The 22,723-nt window shown below is 68.1% G+C and carries 24 protein-coding genes; 10 read left to right on the plus strand and 14 right to left on the minus strand.

Going from position 1 to position 22,723, the window contains the following annotated elements:
* Positions 1–506 (minus strand): VC0807 family protein (locus tag ACWEQQ_RS20345; RefSeq protein WP_452349273.1); only part of this gene is annotated, 506 nt, incomplete at its 3' end.
* Between the two features lie 227 nt (positions 507–733).
* Here ACWEQQ_RS20345 and ACWEQQ_RS20350 point away from each other — a divergent pair.
* Entirely contained in the window at positions 734–1,525 is a 792-nt protein-coding gene (locus tag ACWEQQ_RS20350; protein ID WP_452349274.1) for a VOC family protein, read from the plus strand.
* Between the two features lie 146 nt (positions 1,526–1,671).
* Here the strand turns inward: ACWEQQ_RS20350 and ACWEQQ_RS20355 are convergent, their stop codons facing one another.
* From ACWEQQ_RS20355 to ACWEQQ_RS20410, 12 genes are all read right to left on the minus strand, one after another.
* Positions 1,672–2,547 (minus strand): fumarylacetoacetate hydrolase family protein, encoded by an 876-nt coding sequence (locus ACWEQQ_RS20355; RefSeq protein ID WP_452349275.1) that lies wholly within the window; start codon positions 2,545–2,547, stop codon positions 1,672–1,674.
* 19 nt (positions 2,548–2,566) lie between these two features.
* Entirely contained in the window at positions 2,567–3,739 is a 1,173-nt protein-coding gene (locus ACWEQQ_RS20360) for a glycerate kinase (RefSeq protein WP_452349276.1), read from the minus strand.
* Between the two features lie 9 nt (positions 3,740–3,748).
* Positions 3,749–5,527 (minus strand): glyoxylate carboligase, encoded by a 1,779-nt coding sequence (gene gcl, locus ACWEQQ_RS20365; protein WP_452339109.1) that lies wholly within the window; start codon positions 5,525–5,527, stop codon positions 3,749–3,751.
* Positions 5,528–5,529: 2 nt separating this feature from the next.
* Positions 5,530–6,420: a 2-hydroxy-3-oxopropionate reductase gene (locus ACWEQQ_RS20370; RefSeq protein ID WP_379399768.1), complete on the minus strand. Its 891-nt coding sequence runs from the start codon at positions 6,418–6,420 to the stop codon at positions 5,530–5,532.
* A gap of 54 nt (positions 6,421–6,474) precedes the next feature.
* Positions 6,475–7,296 (minus strand): hydroxypyruvate isomerase family protein, encoded by an 822-nt coding sequence (locus ACWEQQ_RS20375; protein WP_452339108.1) that lies wholly within the window; start codon positions 7,294–7,296, stop codon positions 6,475–6,477.
* 161 nt (positions 7,297–7,457) lie between these two features.
* Positions 7,458–8,864, minus strand: a complete 1,407-nt coding sequence (locus ACWEQQ_RS20380) for a nucleobase:cation symporter-2 family protein (RefSeq protein WP_452349277.1) — start codon at positions 8,862–8,864, stop codon at positions 7,458–7,460.
* Between the two features lie 31 nt (positions 8,865–8,895).
* Positions 8,896–9,801 carry a factor-independent urate hydroxylase gene (gene pucL / locus ACWEQQ_RS20385; protein WP_452339106.1) on the minus strand — a complete coding sequence of 302 codons (906 nt, stop codon included), beginning with the start codon at positions 9,799–9,801 and terminating at the stop codon, positions 8,896–8,898.
* Between the two features lie 6 nt (positions 9,802–9,807).
* Complete coding sequence (uraH, locus tag ACWEQQ_RS20390) at positions 9,808–10,152, minus strand: hydroxyisourate hydrolase (RefSeq protein WP_354840832.1); 345 nt, start codon at positions 10,150–10,152, stop codon at positions 9,808–9,810.
* The gene (gene uraD, locus ACWEQQ_RS20395; RefSeq protein ID WP_452349278.1) at positions 10,140–10,637 is read right to left on the minus strand and encodes a 2-oxo-4-hydroxy-4-carboxy-5-ureidoimidazoline decarboxylase; all 498 of its coding nucleotides are present in this window, start codon (positions 10,635–10,637) and stop codon (positions 10,140–10,142) included. Before uraD ends, uraH begins: the two co-directional genes overlap by 13 nt.
* Before the next feature lie 214 nt (positions 10,638–10,851).
* The gene (locus tag ACWEQQ_RS20400; RefSeq protein WP_452349279.1) at positions 10,852–12,279 is read right to left on the minus strand and encodes a nucleobase:cation symporter-2 family protein; all 1,428 of its coding nucleotides are present in this window, start codon (positions 12,277–12,279) and stop codon (positions 10,852–10,854) included.
* Between the two features lie 266 nt (positions 12,280–12,545).
* Positions 12,546–12,935 carry a helix-turn-helix domain-containing protein gene (locus ACWEQQ_RS20405; RefSeq protein ID WP_452339103.1) on the minus strand — a complete coding sequence of 130 codons (390 nt, stop codon included), beginning with the start codon at positions 12,933–12,935 and terminating at the stop codon, positions 12,546–12,548.
* Positions 12,928–13,167 carry a thiamine-binding protein gene (locus ACWEQQ_RS20410; RefSeq protein WP_452349280.1) on the minus strand — a complete coding sequence of 80 codons (240 nt, stop codon included), beginning with the start codon at positions 13,165–13,167 and terminating at the stop codon, positions 12,928–12,930. Before ACWEQQ_RS20410 ends, ACWEQQ_RS20405 begins: the two co-directional genes overlap by 8 nt.
* An 82-nt stretch (positions 13,168–13,249) precedes the next feature.
* Here ACWEQQ_RS20410 and ACWEQQ_RS20415 point away from each other — a divergent pair, with 82 nt between their 5' ends.
* From ACWEQQ_RS20415 to ACWEQQ_RS20425, 3 genes are all read left to right on the plus strand, one after another.
* Positions 13,250–14,014: an IclR family transcriptional regulator gene (locus ACWEQQ_RS20415; protein WP_379379229.1), complete on the plus strand. Its 765-nt coding sequence runs from the start codon at positions 13,250–13,252 to the stop codon at positions 14,012–14,014.
* A 126-nt stretch (positions 14,015–14,140) separates the two neighbouring features.
* Positions 14,141–14,539 carry a CD225/dispanin family protein gene (locus ACWEQQ_RS20420; protein ID WP_452349281.1) on the plus strand — a complete coding sequence of 133 codons (399 nt, stop codon included), beginning with the start codon at positions 14,141–14,143 and terminating at the stop codon, positions 14,537–14,539.
* A 320-nt stretch (positions 14,540–14,859) separates the two neighbouring features.
* Entirely contained in the window at positions 14,860–15,348 is a 489-nt protein-coding gene (locus ACWEQQ_RS20425) for a hypothetical protein (protein WP_452349282.1), read from the plus strand.
* Between the two features lie 23 nt (positions 15,349–15,371).
* Here the strand turns inward: ACWEQQ_RS20425 and ACWEQQ_RS20430 are convergent, their stop codons facing one another.
* Positions 15,372–15,794 carry a MarR family winged helix-turn-helix transcriptional regulator gene (locus ACWEQQ_RS20430; protein ID WP_452349283.1) on the minus strand — a complete coding sequence of 141 codons (423 nt, stop codon included), beginning with the start codon at positions 15,792–15,794 and terminating at the stop codon, positions 15,372–15,374.
* A gap of 105 nt (positions 15,795–15,899) precedes the next feature.
* Here ACWEQQ_RS20430 and ACWEQQ_RS20435 point away from each other — a divergent pair, with 105 nt between their 5' ends.
* The 6 genes from ACWEQQ_RS20435 (at position 15,900) to ACWEQQ_RS20460 (ending at position 22,723) form a co-directional block, all read left to right on the plus strand.
* Positions 15,900–17,336 carry an MFS transporter gene (locus tag ACWEQQ_RS20435; RefSeq protein ID WP_452349284.1) on the plus strand — a complete coding sequence of 479 codons (1,437 nt, stop codon included), beginning with the start codon at positions 15,900–15,902 and terminating at the stop codon, positions 17,334–17,336.
* A 113-nt stretch (positions 17,337–17,449) separates the two neighbouring features.
* Positions 17,450–18,604 carry a serine hydrolase domain-containing protein gene (locus ACWEQQ_RS20440; RefSeq protein WP_452349285.1) on the plus strand — a complete coding sequence of 385 codons (1,155 nt, stop codon included), beginning with the start codon at positions 17,450–17,452 and terminating at the stop codon, positions 18,602–18,604.
* A gap of 99 nt (positions 18,605–18,703) precedes the next feature.
* A complete protein-coding gene (locus ACWEQQ_RS20445; RefSeq protein ID WP_452339096.1) occupies positions 18,704–19,231 on the plus strand; it encodes a phenolic acid decarboxylase in 528 nt (175 codons plus the stop codon).
* An 85-nt stretch (positions 19,232–19,316) separates the two neighbouring features.
* A complete protein-coding gene (locus ACWEQQ_RS20450; protein WP_452349286.1) occupies positions 19,317–20,006 on the plus strand; it encodes a DUF899 domain-containing protein in 690 nt (229 codons plus the stop codon).
* Positions 20,007–20,133: 127 nt separating this feature from the next.
* A complete protein-coding gene (locus tag ACWEQQ_RS20455) occupies positions 20,134–21,186 on the plus strand; it encodes a Rieske 2Fe-2S domain-containing protein (protein WP_452349287.1) in 1,053 nt (350 codons plus the stop codon).
* Between the two features lie 130 nt (positions 21,187–21,316).
* Positions 21,317–22,723 carry an alpha/beta hydrolase family protein gene (locus ACWEQQ_RS20460; protein WP_452349349.1) on the plus strand — a complete coding sequence of 469 codons (1,407 nt, stop codon included), beginning with the start codon at positions 21,317–21,319 and terminating at the stop codon, positions 22,721–22,723.

Raw genomic sequence — 22,723 nt, forward strand, 5'->3', positions numbered from 1 at the left:
ACCAGGCCCACGCCCCACATCCCGGCGATCCGGTTGTGCACGCGGCGCACCAGCGGGTTGGTGCGGAAATTGTGCTCCATCTCCGCCAGCTTCGCCGGTGAGTTCGCGAAGGCCTTCCGGGCCGCCACGTAGGTCAGCGGCTTTCCCAGCAGTGCGCTCACCCCGAACGCCAGACCGATGACGGCGGTGGTGAGCGAGTCCCGCACGATCATCATCCGGGCGTCGCCGCTGATCAGCGAGCTGGCAATGCCGAAGACGAAGCCGGCCAGGATGAGCGCGGCCAGGGCGTCGACGCGCCGGGCCCGGATCGCCTCGACGACGACCACGACGCCGGAGAACACCGCGCCCGCCAGCAGCGCGAGGAAATCGGAGTACCCGGCCCAGTGCAGGAGGTAGTACGCCGCGAGCGGCACCGCGATGTCACGGGCGGTGGGTGCGAGCATGCGCAGCAGGTTCGGCCGGTCCTGCGACTGCGGCGCGGGCACTGCGGCGATGTTGTCGGCCATGGTCGGAACTCCTGTAATCGGTTTGTGCGCTACAGGAATGACGCTACGGTCGCGCCGACCTCGCCGAATCTGCCAACCATCACCTCCCGGCCATGACAGTTGTCATGCCGGCGCCGGACACGCCGTCCGCCGCCATCCCCGCTTCGGGCCCGCGGAAGACGATGATTTCCGGAGCCGGGCGTCGTCTCCATTCCCGGGGACCGAAATACCGATTCGAGGAGTTGACCATGTCCTACGTGACACAGCCGGGCGATCCGGTCTGGACCGATCTCTTCACCACCGACACCGACAGCGCCATCGACTTCTACGGCGAGCTGTTCGGGTGGAGCGCGGATGTCGCGCCCGAGTACGGCGACTACATCACCTTCCGCAAGGACGGCCTGGCCGTCGCGGGCGGGATGCGCAATGACGGGAGCGGCGGGCCCGATCAGTGGACCATATACCTGGCCAGCCCGGACGCCGAGGCGACCGCGGCGGCCGTCCCGGCGGCCGGCGGGATGATCGCGGCGCCGGTGACGACGGTCGGGGACCTCGGCAAGTTCGGCGTGTTCGGTGACAACGGCGGGGTCGGGATCGGCGTGTGGGAAGCCGGGACCATGGCCGGGTTCGAGCAGCGCGGCATGGTCGGCGGCGGGCAGTGGGAGGAGCATGTGGGCGCGCCCTCGTGGTTCGAACTGCACACGCGCAACTACGACGACGCCCTGAAGTTCTATCGCGAGGTCTTCGGCTGGAAGGACCCGTTCACCATTGGCGATACGCCCGAATTCCGGTACACCACCATCCATTCCGTGACCCCGATGCTGGGCGGCGTGATGGACTCGAGCAGCTTCCTGCCGCCGAGTGTGCCCGGATACTGGACCGTCTACTTCGGCGTCGAGGACGTGGACGCCGCCGTGCGCAAGGTCGCCGAGCTGGGCGGCAGCGTGGTGCGGCCCGCCGAGGACACCCCGTACGGCCGGCTGGCGGCGGTGGCCGACCCGTCCGGCGTGCGATTCAGCCTGGGCGGCAACAAGTCCTGACCGGCTGCCTGGCTGCGTGTACCCGATCGATAACCGGCCCCGGACAGGACGAACGGCCCGGTCCCCACAGTGACCGGGCCGTTCGGATCATCCCGCGGCGACGTCGTCGGCGCCCCAGCAGCGCTTCGGACGCCGCCGCGGGAAACTCATCCCCCGGTGACGACGGCGCCGCGCACGCCGGTGGCCAGGGTCTGCTGCCTGCCCAGTCCGGCGACCTCCACGACGACGACATCACCGTCGCGCAGATAGGGTTTCGGCTCCGGCCGGCTGACCGCGACGCCACCCGGGGTTCCGGTCAGCACCAGATCACCGGGTTCCAGGGTCATCAGCGTGCTCAGGTACCGCAGCAGTTCGCCCACCCCGGCGACCATATTGCCGGTCGTACCCGCCTGCCGCTGTTGCCCGTTCACCCACAGCTGCAGGCTCAGCGCCTGCGGTTCGGCGACCTCGTCGGGTGTCACCAGCCACGGGCCGATGGGGGTGAAGGTGTCGAAGGACTTGCCCTTCACCCAGGTCGGTTCGCCCGCAATGCCATTGCGCTCGGTGACGTCATTGGCGGTGACATAGCCGCCCACCGCCCCCAGCGCGGTGGCGGCGTCCGGGCAATCGCGCAGCGTGCGGCCGATCACCACGCCCAGCTCCACCTCGTGGTCGGTGGCGCGGCTGCCGGGTGGCAGCTCGATGGCGTCGTAGGGACCGCTCACCGTGGTGCCGGGCTTCAGGAACACCACGGGCCGTTCCGGAATGGCCGCGCCGATGGCGGCGGCATGGTCGGTGTAGTTGAGCCCGATGCCGATCACCTTGCCGGGCCGGGAAATCGGTGCGCCGACCCGCGCGGCCGGATCCACCTCGGGGAGAGTTCCGGCGGCGAGCGCGGACCGCACCGCACTCAGCGCCGCCGGATCACCCAGCAGCCGGCCGTCGATATCGGCGGTGACGGACGACAGATCGCGCAGCGCGCCCTCATCATCGATGGCCACGGGACGCTCGGCGCCCCGGGCCCCTACGCGCAGCAGTTTCATACGTCGCCTCCCGGCTGCTTCATTTCTCGGCCCCCGATTGCTCGGCGGTCACGGCCGCCACCCCCGCGCCACCCGGCAGGTGTTCGTGCGCGATGCGAATACCCAACTGCTGCAACAGCATTGCGCCGGCACTCAGGCAGCGCAGTTCGTCCGGCTCGATCTCGATGAGCGAATACGCCGCGGCGAAGCCGGTTTCGCGCAACCGGTCCGCCGGCAACGTGTTCCGGCCGCACACGGCGACCACCGGTACCCCCGCGGCCCGCGCGGCCGCCGCGACACCCGCTGGCGCCTTGCCGTGCAGGGTCTGCTCGTCGAGCTTGCCCTCACCGGTGACTACCAGGTCCACCCCGGCCAGCCGCGCGTCGAAACCGACCAGCTCCAGCATCAATTCGATGCCGGGCCGCAGGGTCGCGCCGAGGACGGCGAGCGCGGCGAATCCGACACCCCCCGCGGCGCCGGCCCCCGCCGCGTCGCGCCGATCCGACCCGAGTTCCGCGGCCAGCCGCTGCGCCCACTGCCCGAGCGCGGCGTCCAGCTCGGCCACCTGGGCCGGATCGGCGCCCTTCTGCGGTCCGTAGACCGCAGCGGCCCCATAGGGCCCGGTGAGCGGATTGTCGACATCGCAGGCCACCGTGACCTCGACGCCGTCCATCCGCTCACGCAGGGCGGTCAGGTCGATGGCGTGCACCCGGGTGAGAGCCGCCCCGCCGTCGCCGATGGGCTGCCCATCCGCGTCCAGCAGCCGGGCGCCGAGCGCCTCCAACAGACCTGCGCCGCCGTCGGTTCCGGCACTGCCGCCGATGCCGAGCACGATGCGGCGGCACCCGGCCGCGACCGCGGCCGCCATCACCTCGCCGGTGCCCCGGCTGGTGGCGGTCATCGGTCGCAGCCGGCCTTCCGGCAGCCGCACCAGGCCCGACACATCCGCCATCTCCACGACCGCGAGATCGTCGCGGCGGGCGTAGGCGGTCAGCACCGGTTCCCCGGTCGGCCCCGACGCGGTCAGCGGGACCGCGTCGAAACCGGCTGCGAGCGCGGCGGCGACGGTGCCGTCACCGCCGTCGGCCACGGGCACGACCGCCACCGAGGCGTCGGGACGCGCCCGCCGGATTCCGGCTCGCACGGCGGCCCCGACCTGCGCCGCGGTCAGCGAGCCCTTGAATTTGTCGGAGGCGATCAGCACACGAGCCATGGGAATCCTCTAGTCCAGCGGGACGGTTGCGGTCGGGGCGTCGACGAAGGCCGAGGCCAGCTCCTCGAACTCCACGACCTCGTTGATCTCACGCGCGCCCATGGACACATTGGTGACGCGCTCGAGAATGCACTCGACCACGACGGGCACCTTGAATTCGGCCATCAGCGACTTGGCCTTCTCGAAGGCAGGACCGATGTCCTGCGGCTCGAAGACGCGAATCGCCTTGCAGCCCAGACCCTCCGCGACCTTGACGTGGTCCACGCCGTAGCCGTTGACCTCGGGCGAGTTGATGTTCTCGAAGTCGAGCTGGACGTAGTAGTCCATCTCGAACGCCCGCTGCGCCTGCCGGATCAGCCCCAGGTACGAGTTGTTCACCAGCACATGGATGTACGGGATGTTGAACTGGGCGCCGACGGCCAATTCCTCGATGAGGAACTGGAAGTCGTAGTCACCCGACAGCGCGACGACCTGCTCGTCCTTGCACGCGGTGGCGACACCCAGGGCGGCGGGCAGGGTCCAGCCCAGCGGACCGGCCTGACCGGCGTTGATCCAGTGCCGCGGCTTATACACGTGCAGCAGCTGCGAGGCCTGGATCTGCGACAGGCCGATGGTGGTGACGTACCGGGTGTCCCGGCCGAACGCCTTGTTCATCTCCTCGTACACGCGCTGCGGCTTGAGCGGCACGTTCTCGAAGTGCGTCTTGCGCTGTCCGGTCGCGCGGCGGGCACGCACCTGCTTGGCCCAGTCACCGTGGTCGGTCAGACCACCCACGGCGTCAAGGGATTCCGCGACGGCGATGAACTGCTCCAGGGCCGCGCCGGCGTCGGAGACGATGCCGTAGTCGGGCGCGAAGACCCGGCCGATCTGGGTCGGCTCGATGTCGACGTGCACGAACTTGCGGTCCCTGGTGTAGGTGTCGAGACCACCGGTGTGGCGGTTGGCCCACCGGTTGCCGATACCCAGCACGAAGTCCGAGGCCAGCAGCGACTCGTTGCCGTAGATGTGCGAGGTCTGCAGACCCACCATGCCGGCGTTCAGCTCGTGATCGTCGGCGATGGTGCCCCAGCCCATCAGGGTCGGGACCACCGGAACACCGGTCAGCTCGGCGAATTTCACCAGCAGGGCGTCGGCGTCGGCATTGATGATGCCGCCGCCGGCGATGATCAGCGGACGCTTCGCGGCGTTCAGCATCTGCAGCACCTTGGCGGCCTGCGCCCGGGTGGCGGCCGGGCGAGCCACGGGCAGCGGCTCGTAGGTGTCGATGTCGAACTCGATCTCGGCCAGCTGCACGTCGATCGGCAGATCGATGAGCACCGGGCCCGGACGGCCTTCGCGCATGAGCCAGAACGCCTTCTGGAAAGCGCCGGGCACCTGGGCGGGCTCGAGCACGGTGTGCGCCCACTTGGCCAGCGGCTTCGCGATGGACGCGATGTCGACGGCCTGGAAGTCCTCCTTGTGCAGCTTGGACACCGGGGCCTGGCCCGTGATGCACAGGATCGGAATGGAATCCGCGCTGGCGGCGTACAGACCGGTCACCATGTCGGTGCCCGCGGGGCCCGAGGTCCCGATGCAGATGCCGATATTGCCGGGCTTGGCCCGGGTGAAGCCCTCGGCCATGTGCGAGGCGGCCTCGACGTGGCGGGCCAGCACGTGCTTGATGCCGCCGTGCGCCTTCATGGCGCTGTAGAACGGGTTGATCGCGGCGCCCGGCAGGCCGAAAGCCTGTGTGGCCCCTTCCTTTTCCAGGATCAGGACCGCCGCGTCGACGGTGCGCATGCGCGCCATAATCAGTTCTCCTTGTCCAGCTTGCCGCTCAGGCGCTCGACGCCGCGCAGCAGTGCAGAGTGGTCCAGGTGGCCGTCGCCATTGGCGCGGGCCGAGGCGACCAGCTGCGCGATGAGCGAGCCGGCCGGGGTCACCAGACCGGCCTCACGCGCGGCGGTGGTGAAGATGCCCATGTCCTTGTGGTGCAGGTCGATACGGAAGCCCGGCGCGAACTCGCGGTTGATCATCTTGTCGCGCTTCTGGTTCAGCACGGCCGAACCGGCCAGGCCGCCGCCGAGCACGTCCAGGGCGGGGCCCAGCTCGACGCCGTAGGCCTCGAGGAAGACCACGGCCTCGGCCACGGCCTGGATGTTGCTGGCCACGATGAGCTGGTTGGCGGCCTTCACGGTCTGGCCCGCGCCATTGGTGCCGACGTGCACGATGGTCTTGCCGACGGTGTCGAAAACCGGCTTGGCGGTGGCGAAGTCCTCGGCCGAGCCGCCGACCATGATGGACAGGGTCGCGTTCACCGCGCCCGGCTCGCCGCCGGAGACCGGGGCGTCCAGCAGGCGGAAGCCGCGCTCGGCGGCCTGTTTCGCCAGCTCCTGGGTGACATCCGGGCGGATGCTGGAGAAGTCGATGATCAGCGCGCCGGGCTCGGCGGTCTCGAAGACACCCTTCTCACCGGCCAGTACCTCCTGCACGTGCGGGGAGTCCGGCACCATCACGGCGATGACCTCCGCGCCGCGTACGGCGTCCGCGATCGAGGTGACCGCACGGCCGCCCGCGTCGACCAGCGGCTGGGCCTGGGCCGGGTTGCGGTCGAAGCCCTTGACGGCGTGGCCGGCGTTCTGGAGGTGGACGGCCATCGGGCTGCCCATGATGCCGAGGCCGATGAAAGCGATGTTGGTCATGATCTATTCCCTAATCCTCTGTATGGCAAGTTCTCTGGGTCTCTGGACGGCGGGCTACTTCGCGGCGCGGCGCTCGCGCGGCAGCCATTCGAAGGCGTCCTCGGAACGGCCGGACGGCTTGTACTCGAGGCCGACCCAGCCCCGGTAGCCGCGCGACGCGAGGTCGGTGAGCTGAAGCTCGAGCTGGAGCTCACCGGTGCCCGGCTCGTTGCGGCCCGGGTTGTCGGCGATCTGCACGTGGGCGATCCGGTCGGTGTACTCGGAGATCACCTTGTCCACGTCGTCGCCGTTCACGGCGAGGTGGTAGAGGTCGGCGAGCAGGCCGATATTGCTGACGCCCGCGTACGCCTGCACCCTGTCGATGACGGCGAGGCCGTCGACGGCCTTCAGCAGCGGGTAGCGCGGCGCGCCGGAAGCGGGCTCGACCAGGATGGTGGCCCCGATCCGGGAGGCGGCCACGGCCGCCGCCGCCAGATTCTCGACGGCCAGCTCGTCCTGCTGCTCGGGGGTGGCGCCGTCGACGCGGTTGCCGTAGAGGGCGTTGAAAGCCTTGGTGCCCAGTCGTTCTCCGATGCCGACCGTGACGTCGATATTGTCCTGGAACTCCGCGGACCGCGACGGCCAGGAGACCAGGCCGCGGTCGCCGCCGGCCATGTCACCGGCGAAGAAGTTGAGGCCGATCAGCTGCACGCCCGCGTTCTGCACGGCGGCGACGAAAGCGTCCACGTCCCGGTCCGACGGGACCGCCTCGGCGAAGGGCCACCAGAACTCGATGGCGTCGAATCCGGCCTGCCGCACGGCTTCCGGGCGCTCCAGGATGGGCAGCTCGGTGAACAGCAGCGAGCAATTCACGGCGTAGTTGAGCGAGTGGGTCATCAGGAATCCCTCCAGTTCGTTCCCGCAGCGTTTCCGCTATTTTCCACAATGCGGAAATATTTTTTCGGGATATGAAAATGCTAGTGCTCCCGAAACAACCCCGTCAAGGGAGTTCCGGGAGCTACCGGCCAGTACGGCACGAGATATACGAAATTGCCGATTCAGTCGCGGATATCGTCGTCCAGGCGCTCGCCCAGTTCGTCCTTGCGATCCTCGGCTGCCGCGAACACCGAAGCGCCCGACTTGTTTCCACCCTTGATCTCGTTGAACACCAGGTTCAACGCGATCGCCACCACCGCCGTGGCGGAGATGCCGGAGTGCATGATCACCCCGAGCCAGGTCGGGAACCGGTCCCAGAACGTCGGCGCCGCAATCGGAATCAGGCCCACGCCCATGGCCACCGCGACGATGACCATATTGAGGTTGTCGGTGAAGTCCACCCGCGCCAGCGTGCGGATACCGCTCGCCGCCACGGATCCGAACAGGACGATGCCCGCACCGCCCAGCACCGGATACGGAATCCCGGCCACCACCGCGCCCACCACCGGGAACAAGCCCAGCAGTACGAGCACCAAACCGCCTGTCGCGACCACGAATCGGCTCTTGATGCCGGTGAGCGCCACCAGTCCCACGTTCTGCGCGAAGGCACTGCACGGGAAGCTGCCGAACACCGGCGCGACCGTAGTGGACAGCATGTCGGCCCGCAGGCCGGCCGCCACCCGCGCCGAATCCACCTCGGTACCGACGATCTCGCCGATGGCGAGGATGTCGGCGGTGGTCTCGGTCATGATCACCAGGATCACGATGGTCATGGACACGATCGCCCCGGCCTCGAAGGTCGGCCCGCCGAAGTGCAGGATCGGCGGCAGCGCAATGATTTTCGCCTCGCCGACCGCCGAGAAGTCGGCGTGGTGGGTGACCACGGCCAGCAGGGTGCCGATCGCCAGGCCGATCAGGATCGACAGCCGCGAGATCGCGCCCTGGAAGAGCCGGCTGATCACCAGAATGATGAGCAGGGTCAGCCCCGCGAAACCGATATTGCCCATCGAGCCGTAATCGGCCGCCTTGGGATCGTTGCCCATTGCCCACCGGAATGCGGTGGGCAGCAACGAGAGTCCGATCACCGTGATGATCGTCCCGGTCACCACGGCCGGGAAGAGCCGTACCAGCTTGGCGAAGAAGCTGGACAGCACCAGCCCGATCAGACCGGCGACTATGATCGCGCCGAAGACCGGCCGGAGTCCGCCGTCGCTCGCGATGGTGACCATCGTCGAGACACTGGCGAACGAAATACCCTGCACGATCGGCAATCTGGAGCCGACGCGCCCGATGCCGAGAGTCTGTAGCAGGGTGGCCAGACCGGAGAGGAACAGGCCCGCCGTCACCAGCAGGGCCATGTCCGACGCCGAGAGCCCGGCCGCACCGCCGACGATCAGCGGCGGTGCGATCACACCGCCGTACATCGTCAGAATGTGCTGAGTTCCGTAGACCACCAACTGGCCCAGGGGATGTCGCGCATCCTCGGGACGGGTGATGGTCTCTGTCACGCGGCTCTGGTCATCACCCATCGCCGCACCTCCTAGATCAGCACTGAGCCATTCAGCAAAAGCCCGGGGTGGCGAGCCAGGCGTTCCCGGCCTCGTTGGCGTCGTCGCGCTCGACGGTGGCCTCGATCAGGCCGTACGGACGGTCCGCGGCGATGAAGACCTCACCCGGGTTGTCGACATTGAAGGGGCTCAGGTCCACCAGGAAGTGGTGCTTGTTCGGGGCCGAGAAACGGATCTCGGCGACCTCGGTGAACTGCTCGAGCACCGCGCGGCCCATGGAGTAGAGGGTCTGCTGCAGCGCCAGCGAGTGCACCACGGCGAACTGCCGCAGGATGGTCTTGAGGATGGCGTCGTAGGTCTTGTCCCAGTCGACGTCGGTGTGGTTGTAGCGCCAGCGGGCCACCAGCGAGGTCGCCATGATGCGGTCGCTGGTCGGCTGCAGGGTGGTGTACTTGTCCTTGAAGAAGCCGTGGAACTCCGAGCCCGTGGTCTTCAGCAGGGTCAGGTCCTGCACGCCGGAGACCACGTGGGCCTTGCGATCCGGGCCGACGCCGTCGACATTCACCACGGTGGTGCGTACGCCCCGGCCCGACTTCACGAACGAGTGATCGTGGCCCTGGCCGTCGACCTCGATGCGATCCCAGGCGTACTCCTCGATCTCGACGCGCGCACCGGTGGCGGTGGGGGCCCGGGAGATGAAGTGGTCGGCGAGGGTGAGACCGAACTCCTCGATGGAGTGCACGCCCTTCTCCTTGGCGAAGGAGAAGGCGGTGTTCTTCTGGGTGTCGGTGGGCAGCACGTCGCCCTGATCACCGGTGATGTGGGCGTCGGCGAAGTCGCCGCGCAGCGCCGAGGAGACGTTCAGGTCGCGGATCTGGTGGCGCGGGGTGTCGCGGTAGACGCGGACGACGCGGTTCTCGGCCTTGCCGTACTGGTTCTGTCCCAGCTTGATTGCCATGTGAGTTCAGCTTCCTCGGTAGGTGGAATAGGCGAAGGGGCTCATGAGCAGGGGCACGTGGTAGTGCTCGCCTGCCGCCCCGGCGACCTTGAAGGTGATGGAGACCGACGGGTAGAAGTAGGTCTGATTCGTTGCGGCGGCATAGCTTTCGATATCGAAGGTGAGCCGGTAGACACCGGCCGCGAGCCCTTCGGGGCCGAGATCGCGGATCCGGCCGTCGTCATCGGTCTTGCCCTCGGCCAGCACCCGCGCGTCCGGGCCGACCTGTTCCAGCCGCACCTCGACACCGGCCGCGGGCTTGCCCAGCGCGGAGTCCAGGATGTGCGTCGTAATGGTGCTCACTGCTCGAATACCTTTCGCAGGCGCAAGACCGCGATCTTGCGCAGCTCCTCGGCCACCACGGCCGCCTCGGTGGTGTCGTCGTTGGTGAGGCGCTGGTGCAGGCTCGCCAGAATCTGCTCGGCGGACAAGCCGGTGGCGCAGATCAGGAAGACCCGGCCGAACCGCTGCTCGTAGGCGCGATTGCCGTCCAGCAGCTGCGCGGCGATGGCCACGTCCTGGCCGACCCCGGCCTGCTCCTGGCGCGACCACGCGGATCCGGTGTCGGCGCCCTGCACCCGGTCGCCGATGCGGGGGTGCGCGGCCAGCGCGCGATCCACCTCGGCTCCGCTCAGGGCGCCGGCCAGTTCGCCGGCCCGGGCGAGCACGCTGTCGATATCGGCATAGGGCCGGGCCGCCAGCACGCCGTCGGCCCAGGCGGGCACGTCACAGCAGGTCAGCAGGTCCGGCCGGAGTTGTTCCCCGGCTGTCGAATTGAATTCGCTCAATGTCACCATCGGCGCTACCTCTCTCGGATAGCGGAAGGGTGATTCCGCTACTCGAGAAGAGTGTCACGGGCCACAACAACTCGTCAACATTTTGTTGAAAATATACAGAGACTGCAGGTCAGGGCACTCGCCGAGCATACGTGCCGACCACCCCGAAACGCGGACAGCGGCGTCGAGCCGACCGTGGTCGACCCTCCGCCGCTGCTCATCGCACCGGAGTCGGTTAGGTATTCCGCGCGGCCGGTGCCGCCGCCAGGGCGGCGCTGGTGCGGGATCCGAACAGCTGGTGCAACACCAGGGCCGCCAGACAGCCCGCACTGATCCCCGACGCCAGGATGATCGACACCGGTCCCGGCAAACCGGCGTAGAAAGAGGGCGCGACCGTCGGTGTCATGCCGATGAACAGCGCGACGCCCACGATCAGGGAGTTGATCGGATCGTGCAGATCGGCCTTGGCCAGGGTGCGGATACCGCTCGCGGCGACCGTCCCGAAGAGTACGAGACCCGTTCCGCCCAGAGCCGGTTTCGGCACCAGCTCCACCACCGCGCTCGCCACCGGGAACAACCCCAGCAGCACCAGCAGCGCACCGCTGGCGGCCACGACGAAACGGCTGTACATGCGGGTGAGCGCCACCAGTCCGACGTTCTGCGCGAAAGCGCCGCAGGCGAATCCGCCCATGACCGAGGCCAGCATGGTGCCGGCACCGGCCGCCCGCAGACCGCCCGCGATGTGCTGTTCCTCGGCGGGCCGGTCCACGATCTCGCCGAGCGCGATCATGGTCGCGGTCGACTCGGTCATCACCACGAGCATCACGATGCACAGCGAGACGATCGCACCGATCTGGAACTGCGGTGCACCGAAGTGCATGGGCGGTATGAAACCGACCAGCGCGCTGTTGCGCACCGGGCCCGTATCCAGCAGTCCCAGTGGCCATCCCGCCAGCGAACCCGCGACCAGTCCGATCAGCAGGGCCAGCTGCCGCCCGAACCCTTTCAGGAATCGATGGCACAGCAGCACGACCACCAGCGCGATCGCCGCGTCCAGCAGGTTCTTCGGCGGCACATGCGCCGAGCCCATGGAGCCCTCGCCCGCACCGCTGATCCAGCCGAGCGCGACCGGCAGCAGCGACAGGCCGATGAGCGAGATGACCGTGCCACCCACGATCGGCGGGAAAAACCGGTGCAGCCGTGAGAAATACGGGGCGGCGAGGACGGCCAGCATGCCCGCCACCAGGGTGGCCCCGAAGATGACCGGCAGCGCCTCGCCCGGCGCGGCGTCCTTGGCGATGGCCAGGATCGGTCCCACCGCCGCGAACGATCCGCCATTGATGAGCGGCAGCCGCGCGCCGAACTTCCACCAGCCCAGGGACTGCAGCAGGGTGGCCAGTCCGGCGGTGAACAGGCTCGCGGTGATGAGCAGGACCGTGTCCCGGGTGCCCAGGCCGACCGCGGCCCCCACGATCAGCGGTGGCGCCACCACGCCGGCGACCATGGCGGCGATGTGCTGCAGGCCGCCGGCGAGCAACTGCCAGGGCGGCGGGACGACATCGACCGGATGTGATTCGGGCGCTTCGGGTTCCAGGACCGCCGGTGCGGTGGACCCCGGCGTGGAGGGAGTTCCCGGGACGCCGGGTGCGGATTCAGCAGTCACGGGCGGGCCGGCCCCCTCGATCAGCGGAGGAAGCAGCACTTCCGTCGCGTAGTCGGCCCGATCGCGACGGCCGGACGACCGTCGACAGTCTTCGGTATGGCGTCGAAACTCTTTGGCCCACAGGTGAACCGCGTTCGCTCAACGTCTCCATTGGCGCAACCTCTCTCGGATAGCGGAAGGGTCATTCCGCTATCCGAGAAGAGTGGCACGGGCCACATTGGCCGTCAACAATTCGTTGAATATATATCGGTCGGCCGACAGACCGGTCAGGCGCGTTCGCGGTTCAGGTAGTTGTAGACGGTGAAGCGGGTGACACCCAGCGCCGCCGCCACGGTCTCCGCCGACTTACGGAACGTGAACGCGCCCCGCTCTTCCAGCAATCGCACAGCACGCTGCTTCTCGACGCGCGGCAGACCCGCCAGCGGCCCGCCCAGCTCGGCCGCCACCTCGTCCAGCAGCCGCTCCAGGCCGCCGAGGGTGTCGGACTCGGGCGGACCGAAACGCACGCAGGCCAGGGTCGTTCCTTCCCAGACCAGCGGGACATCGTCGGCGGTGGCCTCCTGCGCGGACACCAGGCGGCCGCCGGTTCTCTCCAGCAGCGGGGCGAGGGTCACCAGCACGGGGTGCGACTCGTCCATCGGCGAACGCTCAGTCATCCTGCTCGACCTGCATGGTCACCCGGGTCGCCCCGTGCGCGAAGGCGGTCACCATGATCTGGCCCAGCACCGGCAGCAGCTGGTCGTCGGTCCCGGCCACCGAGGTGCCGAGCGGACCGAAATCGCATTCCAGACCGGCCGACTCCGCCAGTTCGAGAGCCGCTCTGGCATGCGGCGGCGTCTCCCCTTCGCCATGGAACGGTTCGGTCGTGAACTCCGCGCGTAGCCGCATGGGCCTCAGGCTACTGGGCAGAACAGGTGATCTACGATCTGCCCTAGAATTCCGGCATTCGGAAAAACTGAGGAGGACCGGGGTGCCAGCAGCGAAGGAGCCCAAGAGCGGCACCGGCGGCGTGCAGTCCATCGAGCGCGCGTTCGCCCTGCTGGAGCTGATGGCCGACGAGGGCGGCATGATGGGCCTGTCCCAGCTCGCCACGGAGTCGGGGCTGCCGCTGCCGACCATTCACCGGCTGGTGCGGACCCTGGTGGATCTGGGCTACCTGCACCAGGAGCCGTCGCGCAAATATGTACTGGGCCCCAAGCTGATCAAGCTCGGTGAGAGCTCCTCGCAGATGCTGGCGGTGCTGGCTCGCCCGCACCTGTCCCGGCTGGTCGACGAGCTCGGTGAATCCGCGAACATGGCCATGCTGGACGGCGATCAGATCGTCTATGTGGCGCAGGTGCAGTCGCGGCACTCCATGCGCATGTTCACCGAGGTGGGCCGGCGGGTGCTGCCGCACTGCACGGCCGTGGGCAAGGCCATCCTGGCGGGTTCGGCGCCGGACCTGACCCGAGAGCTGTTGCAGCGCACCGGAATGCCGCGCTACACCGACAACACCATCACCGATCCGGAGGAGTTCGCCCGGCAGCTGGACGAGGCCGCGCGCACCGGATACGCCATGGACGAGGGCGAGCAGGAGCTCGGCGTGCGCTGTGTGGCGGTCGCGGTACCCAAAGCGCCTGCCCGGCTGGCGATTTCGGTGTCCGGCCCGGTGGGCCGGATGACCGAGGAGCTCATCGACCGCGCCGCACCGCTGCTGACAGAGGTCGCCGCCGCCCTGTCCGACGACCTCCGATAGTTCTCGAATCTCCTACGCAGCAACCTCACCGGCGGTTCTCGGTCGGCTACCAGACAGCGATGTCGTAATCGACCTCATAGAACCCGCGAAAACTCGCGGACCAGGCAATTCGAAAAGGATGCTGCCATGACGACCCCCGAACCGGCCGCGACGCCCGACGAGCCCCGAACAACCGAGCTTCCAGACGCGGCCACCGCCCCCGCAACCTCACAGCGACCCATTACTCGCCCGCCGAACAATATCGGCTGGGCCGTCGCGTCCCTCCTGTTCTTCTGGCCCCTCTCCTTCTCCGCGTTCACCCACGCCCTGAACGTCTTTCCCCTGTGGTCCGAAGGCGATGCCGACGGCGCCCGCTACGCCTCGCACCGAGCCCGCTACCTCGGCATCCTCTCCCTCTGGATCGGCGGCGCCCTCTTCGTCCTGTTCGCCATCCTCTACATCGTGGGCATGCTGGTCCTCATGCACCACGGCCATCACGGCCACCACAATTGGGGCGGCCCGGGCCCGCGGATGCACCGCGGCTGACGGTTCCGGGGCCCGTGCACGACAGTGCGCGGGCCCCGGATTTCTTCCCATACCTCGCACAACTTCGTCCGACACCTCGCAAAACCCGTCGCTGCCAACAATTCCCATAATCGGGACAGATCCGAGAGGGTTCCGGTTTCGAATCCTGATGCGAAGTCATCGACATCTCGGAATGAGGTTTCCCTATGGGCACAAGGCAGCCCACAAGTTCGGTTCAGCTTTGTCGGCGTGCGGCCCGGGTCGCCGTTGCGGGGGCTCTTCCCCTCTCCCTGGTTCTCCTGGGAGTAACACCCGCCCTGGCCGAGGAAGCGCCACCGGCCGTGGCGGATCAGCCGGCCCTGGATATCCCGGACTCGTCGATTCACATCGGCACCCTCCAGCTCGACCGGCCGTTCTTTCTGACCCCCGAGCAGACCCAGCAGATCAATACCGCGACCACGGGCACCGAAGCCGGTCTGGCGCAGTCGCTCGAAGCGGCCGGGCTCGACCATGACCGCTCCACCAGCGTCGCGAAGGCCGTCCTCGGTGACGCGGCCATCGGCGCGTCGATCGGGTCCGTCGTGGCCAGTCCGATCGCGTGGACCGGCGCACTGGTCGGCGTGGTCTCGGGCGCGATCGCCGGACTCCCCTTCGCGCCGATCGGCCTGGTCATCGTCCCGGCCATCGGCGGCGTCATCGGCTACGCCATGGTCGCCGCACCGTTCATGGCGCTCGGCGCAGGTGTCGGGGCGGCCGTCGGCGTGGCGGACGGTCTGATCAATCCGGCGCCGGCAGCCCAGCCCGGCCCGGCTGCGCCCCAGCCCAGCTGAACACTGCGCAGCTCAGCTCAACCCTATTGGGAGACAACGAGTTCCAGCAGCGCGTAGAGCTCGCGCTGCTGGTTCGCGTCCAGCACGGCCAGCGCCGGTACCGCCCCGAAGACCTGTTCATCGAGCTGGGTGCGGAGCGCCTCCCCGGCCGCGGTCAGCGTGACCAGGCGGGCGCGGCGGTCGGTTGGATGAATCTGCTTCTGCACCAAGCCCTGTGACTCGAGCCGGTCGATCGAGGTGGCCGTATTGGACAGGTCCGCCCCGAGCCGGGCGGACAGCTCCTTGAGAGTCAGCGGTTCGGCGAGGTGCCCCAGCGCCTTGGCCTGCACCGGAGTGACGCCGAGCCGGGTCGTGGTGACCGCGAAGTGGTTTCGGACCAGTGCGACGGCGCGCTGCAGCACATCGACCAGTTCGGCGGTGGTGGGCTGGCGCTGCTCATCGGTCACTCGCCCACTCTACCGGCGCGCGCCGAGAAATTAGTGGTTGACCACCAACAGTTTTGGTCGCACACTCTCATTTATTAGTGGTACACCACCAATAAATGGAGAGTCATGACAACCGCACCTCCCGTGGCGAGCCGAGCCACCCTCCGCTACCTCACCCTGGGCCTGCTCTGCTCGGTCCAGATGATGCTCAACCTCGACGACACGGTCGTGAACGTCGCACTGCCCACCATCCAGCGGCACCTGCACATGTCCGAGTCCGACCTGACCTGGATCATCAATGCCTACCTGCTGCTGTTCGGCGGCTTTCTACTGATCGGCGGGCGCACCGCGGACCTGTTCGGCGGCAAGCGTGTCTTCCTGATCGGCGTGACGGTCTTCGGCCTCTCCTCGCTGGCCACCGGCCTGGCGCAGGACTCGGCCATGCTCATCGCCAGCCGCGCGGGACAGGGCATCGGCGGCGCGTTCGCCGGCCCCGCCGCCCTGAGCATCGTCGCCGGACTCTTCGCCGAACCCCGCGAACGCAATCGCGCCCTGGGCATTTGGGCCGGGCTGGGCGGTCTGGCGGCGACCCTCGGTGTCGTCCTCTCCGGGGTCATCACCGAATATGCCGGGTGGCGTTGGTGCTTCCTCATCAATGTGCCGGCCGGAGTCCTGGCACTGGTCCTGGTACACCGGCTGCTCCCGGACAATCGCCCGCCCCGCACCGACATCCGTCTCGACGGCCTGAGCGCGGCCCTGATCACCGGCGCGATCGCCGCCTTCGACCTCGGCCTCATCGACAGCGGCCACTCCGCCGGCCTCGCCACCGCAGCCCGCATCACCCTGGGCCTGATGCTGCTGACCGCATTCCTGCTGCGCGCCGGCCGTTCCCGGGCCCCGATGATCCCGCTGTCCTTCTTCCGGGACCGCGACCGCGCCGTCGCCAACATCGCGAACATCCTCTTCTGCTCGGCCATCCTGTCGATGCTCTTCTTCCTGACCCTGTACCTCCAGCAGGTCCTCCGCTTCTCCCCGCTCCGCACGGGCGTGGCCTGGCTCCCGTTCTGTGCCCTGGTCATCGCTGGTTTCGCCACCGCCGCCGGCCTTGTCCCCAGGGTCGGCGTCCGCCCGATCCTGGTCGCCGCCATGGCCTCCGGCGCCGTCGGCATGCTGCTGCTTGCCCAGATTCCGGTGACCGCCTCCTACCCGGACCTCCTTCCCGGCATGCTGACCGCCGGTTTCGGCATGGGCCTGGGGTTCGTCTCCATCACCATCGCCGCCGTCGGCGAAACCCACGCCGATATCACCGGCCTGGCCTCCGGTTTCGTCACCACCACCCAGCAACTGGGCGGGGCCCTGGGACTCGGCGTCCTGACCACCATTGCCCTCCATCACCGCACTGCCCGGCTGGCCGCCGGCGCCTCCCCCACCGAGGCCCTGGCCCAGGGTTTCCAGCTCACGTACCTGGTGAGTGCGGGAATCCTTACCCTCGCAGCCCTTCTCGCCGCCGGCATCACCGCGACGGCGGGAGCCGCCCGCCCCGACCCGGTGCCCGTCGCCTGACCGACCGGCGAAATCCCGGCACCCCGGTGATCCGTGGCGAAGACGGCCCGAGCGGCGGCGTAGATTGTCATCCACGCTGCTCGGGCCGTCTTCTTCGATGAAGGGATCCGGTGATGGGTGTGTCTACTCGATGCCGAGTGGGTGTGGTCCTGGCGATCGTGCTGACCGTGGCCGCCGGTGCCTGCGGATCCGATCGGGGCGGTGGGACGCAGAGCTCCGGCACCAACTCCCCCGAAGCCGCGCAGATCGCCGATATCGTGCGCACCAAACTGACCCAACTCGACCTCACCGCAGCGGTTTTCGGGGTGTGGCGGGGTAAGGCGCCGATCGCCATCGGCGCGGTGGGCGACTCGCCGCTGGGCATCCCCGCGACCACCGACATGCAGCTGCGGGTGGGCCAGCCCATGGAGCCGATGCTGTCCACCGTGCTGTGGCATCTGGACGCGGCCGGCACCCTGTCCATGGACCAGCCGATCGCCACCTGGCTGCCGGCCTTCCCGCGCGCCGACCGGATCACCCCGCGCATGCTCGCCGACAGCACCTCCGGAATCTCCGACTACGTCACCGACCCCGGCTTCCTGAAACGCTTCGCCGACAATCCGTTTCGCACCTGGACCGCCCAGGAGCTGTTCGACCTGGCCAATGCCCGCCCGCCCCTGTTCGATCCCGGCACCAGCTTCGCCTACGCCCACAGCGACCTGGTTGTCCTGGGTGAGGTGCTGCAGCTGGCCAGCGGCAAATCGCTGGGGGACCTGATCTCCCAGTACGTCCTGGGACCGCTCGGCATGCGGCATTCCGCGGTGGTCCGCACCGCCCGGATCGACGAGCCGATCCTGCACGGCTACACCGACGAGCGAAAGATCTTCGAAGACGCCACCTTCTGGAACCCGACGGCCTTCCTGCACTCCGGCAACATGAATTCCACCGTCACCGACGTCGGCCGCTGGGTCCGGGCCCTCGGCACGGGAGAACTGCTCTCCAGCAGCCAGTTCCAGCAGATGATGGCCCCCTCCACCGCCGGTCTCGGCCCGCTCACCGGCCAGAAGTACTTCGCCTTCGGCGTGCCCCATATGGCCGACTGGCTGTTCATGAACCCCGCCTACGGCGGCTACCACGGCATCGCCCTCTACGACACCAAATCCGACACCACCATCGTCGTCTACGCCACCCTGGGCCCGGCCGCCAAGCCCGACACCGACAACGCCATCCCCATCGGCGCCGCCATCGCCACCCTGCTGGTGCCCGACCGCCCGCCGCCTCTGCCCTGATCTGGAACATCCGTGGAGATCATCGGGGAAGCCGTGCTCAGCGGATAGGCTGAGCGCGACGCCCGGGTCCTGACGCAGGTCGGCCGAGAGGAGTTAGCGATGAGCGCCGAGGATGCCGCAGCCGCACCGGCCCTGGCCGGTGACCTGTCGGGAATCGTCGGGCGACATCTGATCTATGCGTACGAGAACGGCTGGAAGTTCGACCTGTACGTGCGCAATTCGCAGACTGTCGCCTTCCGCTGCCTGATGGGACCGATGTTCGGGCGCTGGTCCACGGCGCAACCGGCCAAGATGATCCAGCTCAGCGGCGATATGTACAAAATCGCCTGGGTGGAGCCGACCGGGGCGGTCACCGTGCTCATCGTCTGGCTCCGCGAGCGCCGGGTGCACACGACGATCTGCTATCCGCAGTGGATGCTCGACTTTCCCGAGAGCACCGTGGGCCACTACGAGGACGACATCCCGCAGATCATCGCCGACCGCGACCAGGGCCCGACCTACCCGCAAACCCTGGTCGCCTCCACCGGTCGCATCACCTACCTCGAAACCCGGGAACCCGACGACGACACCGTCATCGACTGCCCACCGGCCAAACTCCCCCTCGATTACGCGAATCGCACCAACTGATTCGACGGGGCACCGATGAGTTCTGCGCGCCCGCGGCGTCCATGCCTACAACACGCACTCTGTGAACCCGGTGAGGGAGGATCCTGTGAGCACCAACCCGCTGCCGCCCGTCGTCGACATCGACACCTGGCGGACCGAACTCGAAGCACTGCGTATCCGTGAGAAGGCCGCGACCCGCGAGCTCGACGCCATCGCCGCCCAGCGCCGCCGCCTGCCGATGGTCGAACTGCCCGACTACATCCTGGAAGGCGAGGACGGCCCGGTCCGCCTGGCCGACATATTCGGCGGCAAGTCCCAATTGATCGTCTACAGCCACATGTGGTTCCCGGGCGAGGAATGGCAATGCCCCGGTTGCACCGGATTCACAGCGCAGTTCACCCGTTTGGAATTCCTGGACCTCTACGACGCCCGCTTCGTCATCGTCACCCAGGGCCCGATCGACGAGGCCCTCGCCTACAAGCGCCGCGTCGGCAACCAGATGCCCTGGTACTCCACGGCCAACAGCCCATTCGGCGCGGACATCGACGCCCCACCCGGCGGCGGCTTCGGCGTCAACGTCTTCCTCCGCGACGGCGACACCGTCTACCGCACCTGGCACACCAACGGCCGCGGCGTCGAACAACTGACCCACACCTTCCCCCTCATCGACCTCCTCCCCTACGGCCGCCAGGAAGACTGGCAAGACGTCCCCACCGGCTGGCCCCAGTCCCCCACCTACAACCGCTGGCCCAGCTCCAAAGACATCGCCGCCACCTACGGCAACCCGAATCCCTGAGCCCGCCAATGGAATAACGAGTACCCGGCCGATCACGAATCGAGTTGCGTTCCCGTCCAACACGATTCACAGCAAACCGACGGTTCCGTTCATTGTGTTGTAACAGGTTCCAGTTAGGGTTTGCGGCGTGTTCCTTCGACGTGATCGTTCGGGCCTGTCCGAGCTGGCGCGCGATCCGCGCGCCGACCACTATCCGATGCCGACGGTGCCCGAGGGCTGGTATGCGGTGTTGCGCAGCAAGCACCTCCGGTCCGGAAAGATCGTGAATCTGCATTACTTCGGTCGCGCGCTGATCGCCTTCCGGGGCAGCGATGGCCGGGCCACCGTCCGCGACGCGCACTGCCCGCATTACGGCGCCCATCTCGGGGCCGGGGGCCGGGTGGTGGACGGGCAGGTGGAGTGCCCGTTCCACGGCTGGCGTTTCGACGCCGACGGTGCCTGCGCCTCAGCGCCTTTCGCGTCCCGCCCGCCGCGGGTGACGCTGGGTGGTTTCCCGGTGCGCGAGCACAGCGGGCTGATCTTCGTCTATTCCGGTGCCGGCGAACCGCTGTGGGAAGTGCCCGAGATCCCCGAGGCCACCGATCGCGCCTTCGCCCGCCCCATCGACGATGTCGTGCAATCGCGCATCCACATCCAGGAGATGCGCGAGAACATCGTCGACGAATCCCACTTCCACCACATCCACGGCCAGAGCGAGCCCCCTGTCCAGGAACTCATCCCCGACGGCCCCTTCGCCGAAATCCACACCCGCTTCTGCAAACCCGTCCTCGGCTACCCGGTCGACAACAGCTTCGACGTCTTCATGTACGGCCCCGGTGTCATGGTCGTCCGCACCACCGGCGCACTGATCACCATGACCGCCGTCGCCCTCACCACCCCCATCGACGACACCACCAGCGAACTCCGCATGCTCTACTACATCCGCCGCCGCCCCGGATTCCCCTTCGCCGCCCCAGTTCTCAAACTCGCCCTCCGCCTGGTCGCCTTCGGCGAGGTCCGCGAAGAACTGGCCATCTGGGACCACAAAATCCACCGCCCCCGCCCCGTCCTCCTCCCCCACGAGAAGGGCATCAAGTCCCTCCGCCGCTGGTACGCCCAGTTCTACCCGCCCCAATCCCCTCAGGCCCTGGAAGATCTGGCGCTGCCCGGCACTACCCGCGACCTGGAAACTCTCCACTAGAAGTCAGCCCGCTACCGGCCCGAAGAAACGAGAAGGCCCGCTCCGTCCAGTACCGAGGGATGAGGAGCGTCAGTACCGTGGTGCGATGCCCGGAAGTGGTTGACGTCCCTATGTTTCCGGTGTGCGAGTGATGATGGTCGCGATGCTTGTCCTGCTGTGCTTCGGAATCGGTGGTGGTAAGGCCGAAGCGCAACCCGGACCAGCCGATCCCGAGCAGGAGCAGGTGGCCTTCGACAGCGACGGGGTGACGCTGCACGGTGCGGTCTACCGGCCCACGGGTGCCGGGCCGCATCCGGGGATCGTGCTCATCGGCGGATCGGGGCCGGGGCCTCGGGCCGAATACCATCCCGAGGCAGCGGCTTTCGCGCGTGCGGGCATCACCACGCTGGTTGTGGACAAACGCACCGTCGGATACTCGACCGGCCACCGGGACTTCTCGGTACTGGCCGACGATGCGCTCGCCGGGGTGCGACTGCTGCGCGATCGGCCCGATGTGGATGCCGCTCACGTCGGCCTGTGGGGGTTCAGCGAGGGCGGCTGGGTGGCGACACTCGCGGCGTCCCGCTCGTCGACGGTCGATTTCGTGGTCACCATCGGCGGGTCCGGACTGACACCCTTGCGCACCCAAACCTGGTATCTCTCGAATCTCCTGCGGCACAACGGCGTTTCCGGCCACCTGCCGGAGGCAGTGAGCGGCCCCGGCGCTGCTGTGGTCGACGGACTCGGCGCGTTCCCGGAAGCGGACTACGACCCGACGCCCGCTCTGCGGCAAGTGCGAGTGCCCGTGCTGGCGCTGTGGGGTGACCACGATGTGAAGGTGCCGAGCGGCGAGAGCGCGGCGATCTTCCAACGCGAACTGGCAGTCGCCGGAAATCACTCGGTGACAACACGCTTCATCCCGAATGCCGGCCACAACGGCCATCGCACCACCAACGGCTTCGACAGCGTCGGCGGCGAGCTCTTCGAGGGCAAACCGCTCGGTGAACTCGACCCCGGCTACACCGACGTCATAACCGACTGGATCCACGCGGTAGCCGCCGATCAAGCACCACCCACCAGCGCCGCCACCCCACCCCGGCAGCCGGCCAGCCGCGCACCAGGCGCCCACCCCGGTCTCGAGTACGCAGCACTGGCTGCCCTACTGCTCGGCTTCGCCACCTACCCACTCGCCGCCCTCGGCCGGATGATACGGCGACGCAGTCCATCCGAAGCCCGTCGCGGACCACGCCGGGCAGCTCGAGCAGTATCCGCCATCGGACTGCTGGCCACCCTGGGCACCGTGACCTACGTCGTAGGAATCCTGGCCATAGGTGGCAAGCTACCGCAGACAGCCTTCACCCTCGGCCAGCCACTGCCCTGGCTCCTACTCCACGGACTGGCATTGGCAGTCCCCGTAACCGCAGCCATCCTGGCCCTGTCGGCATGGCGCGCGCGAGCCCAGATGCACGCACCACTACGCCGACAGACGCTACTACTGCTCGCAACTGCAATGGCATTCGTACCCTGGGCCCTGCACTGGCAATTGTTCAGCCGATGA

This window comes from Nocardia sp. NPDC004123 (genome assembly GCF_053603795.1).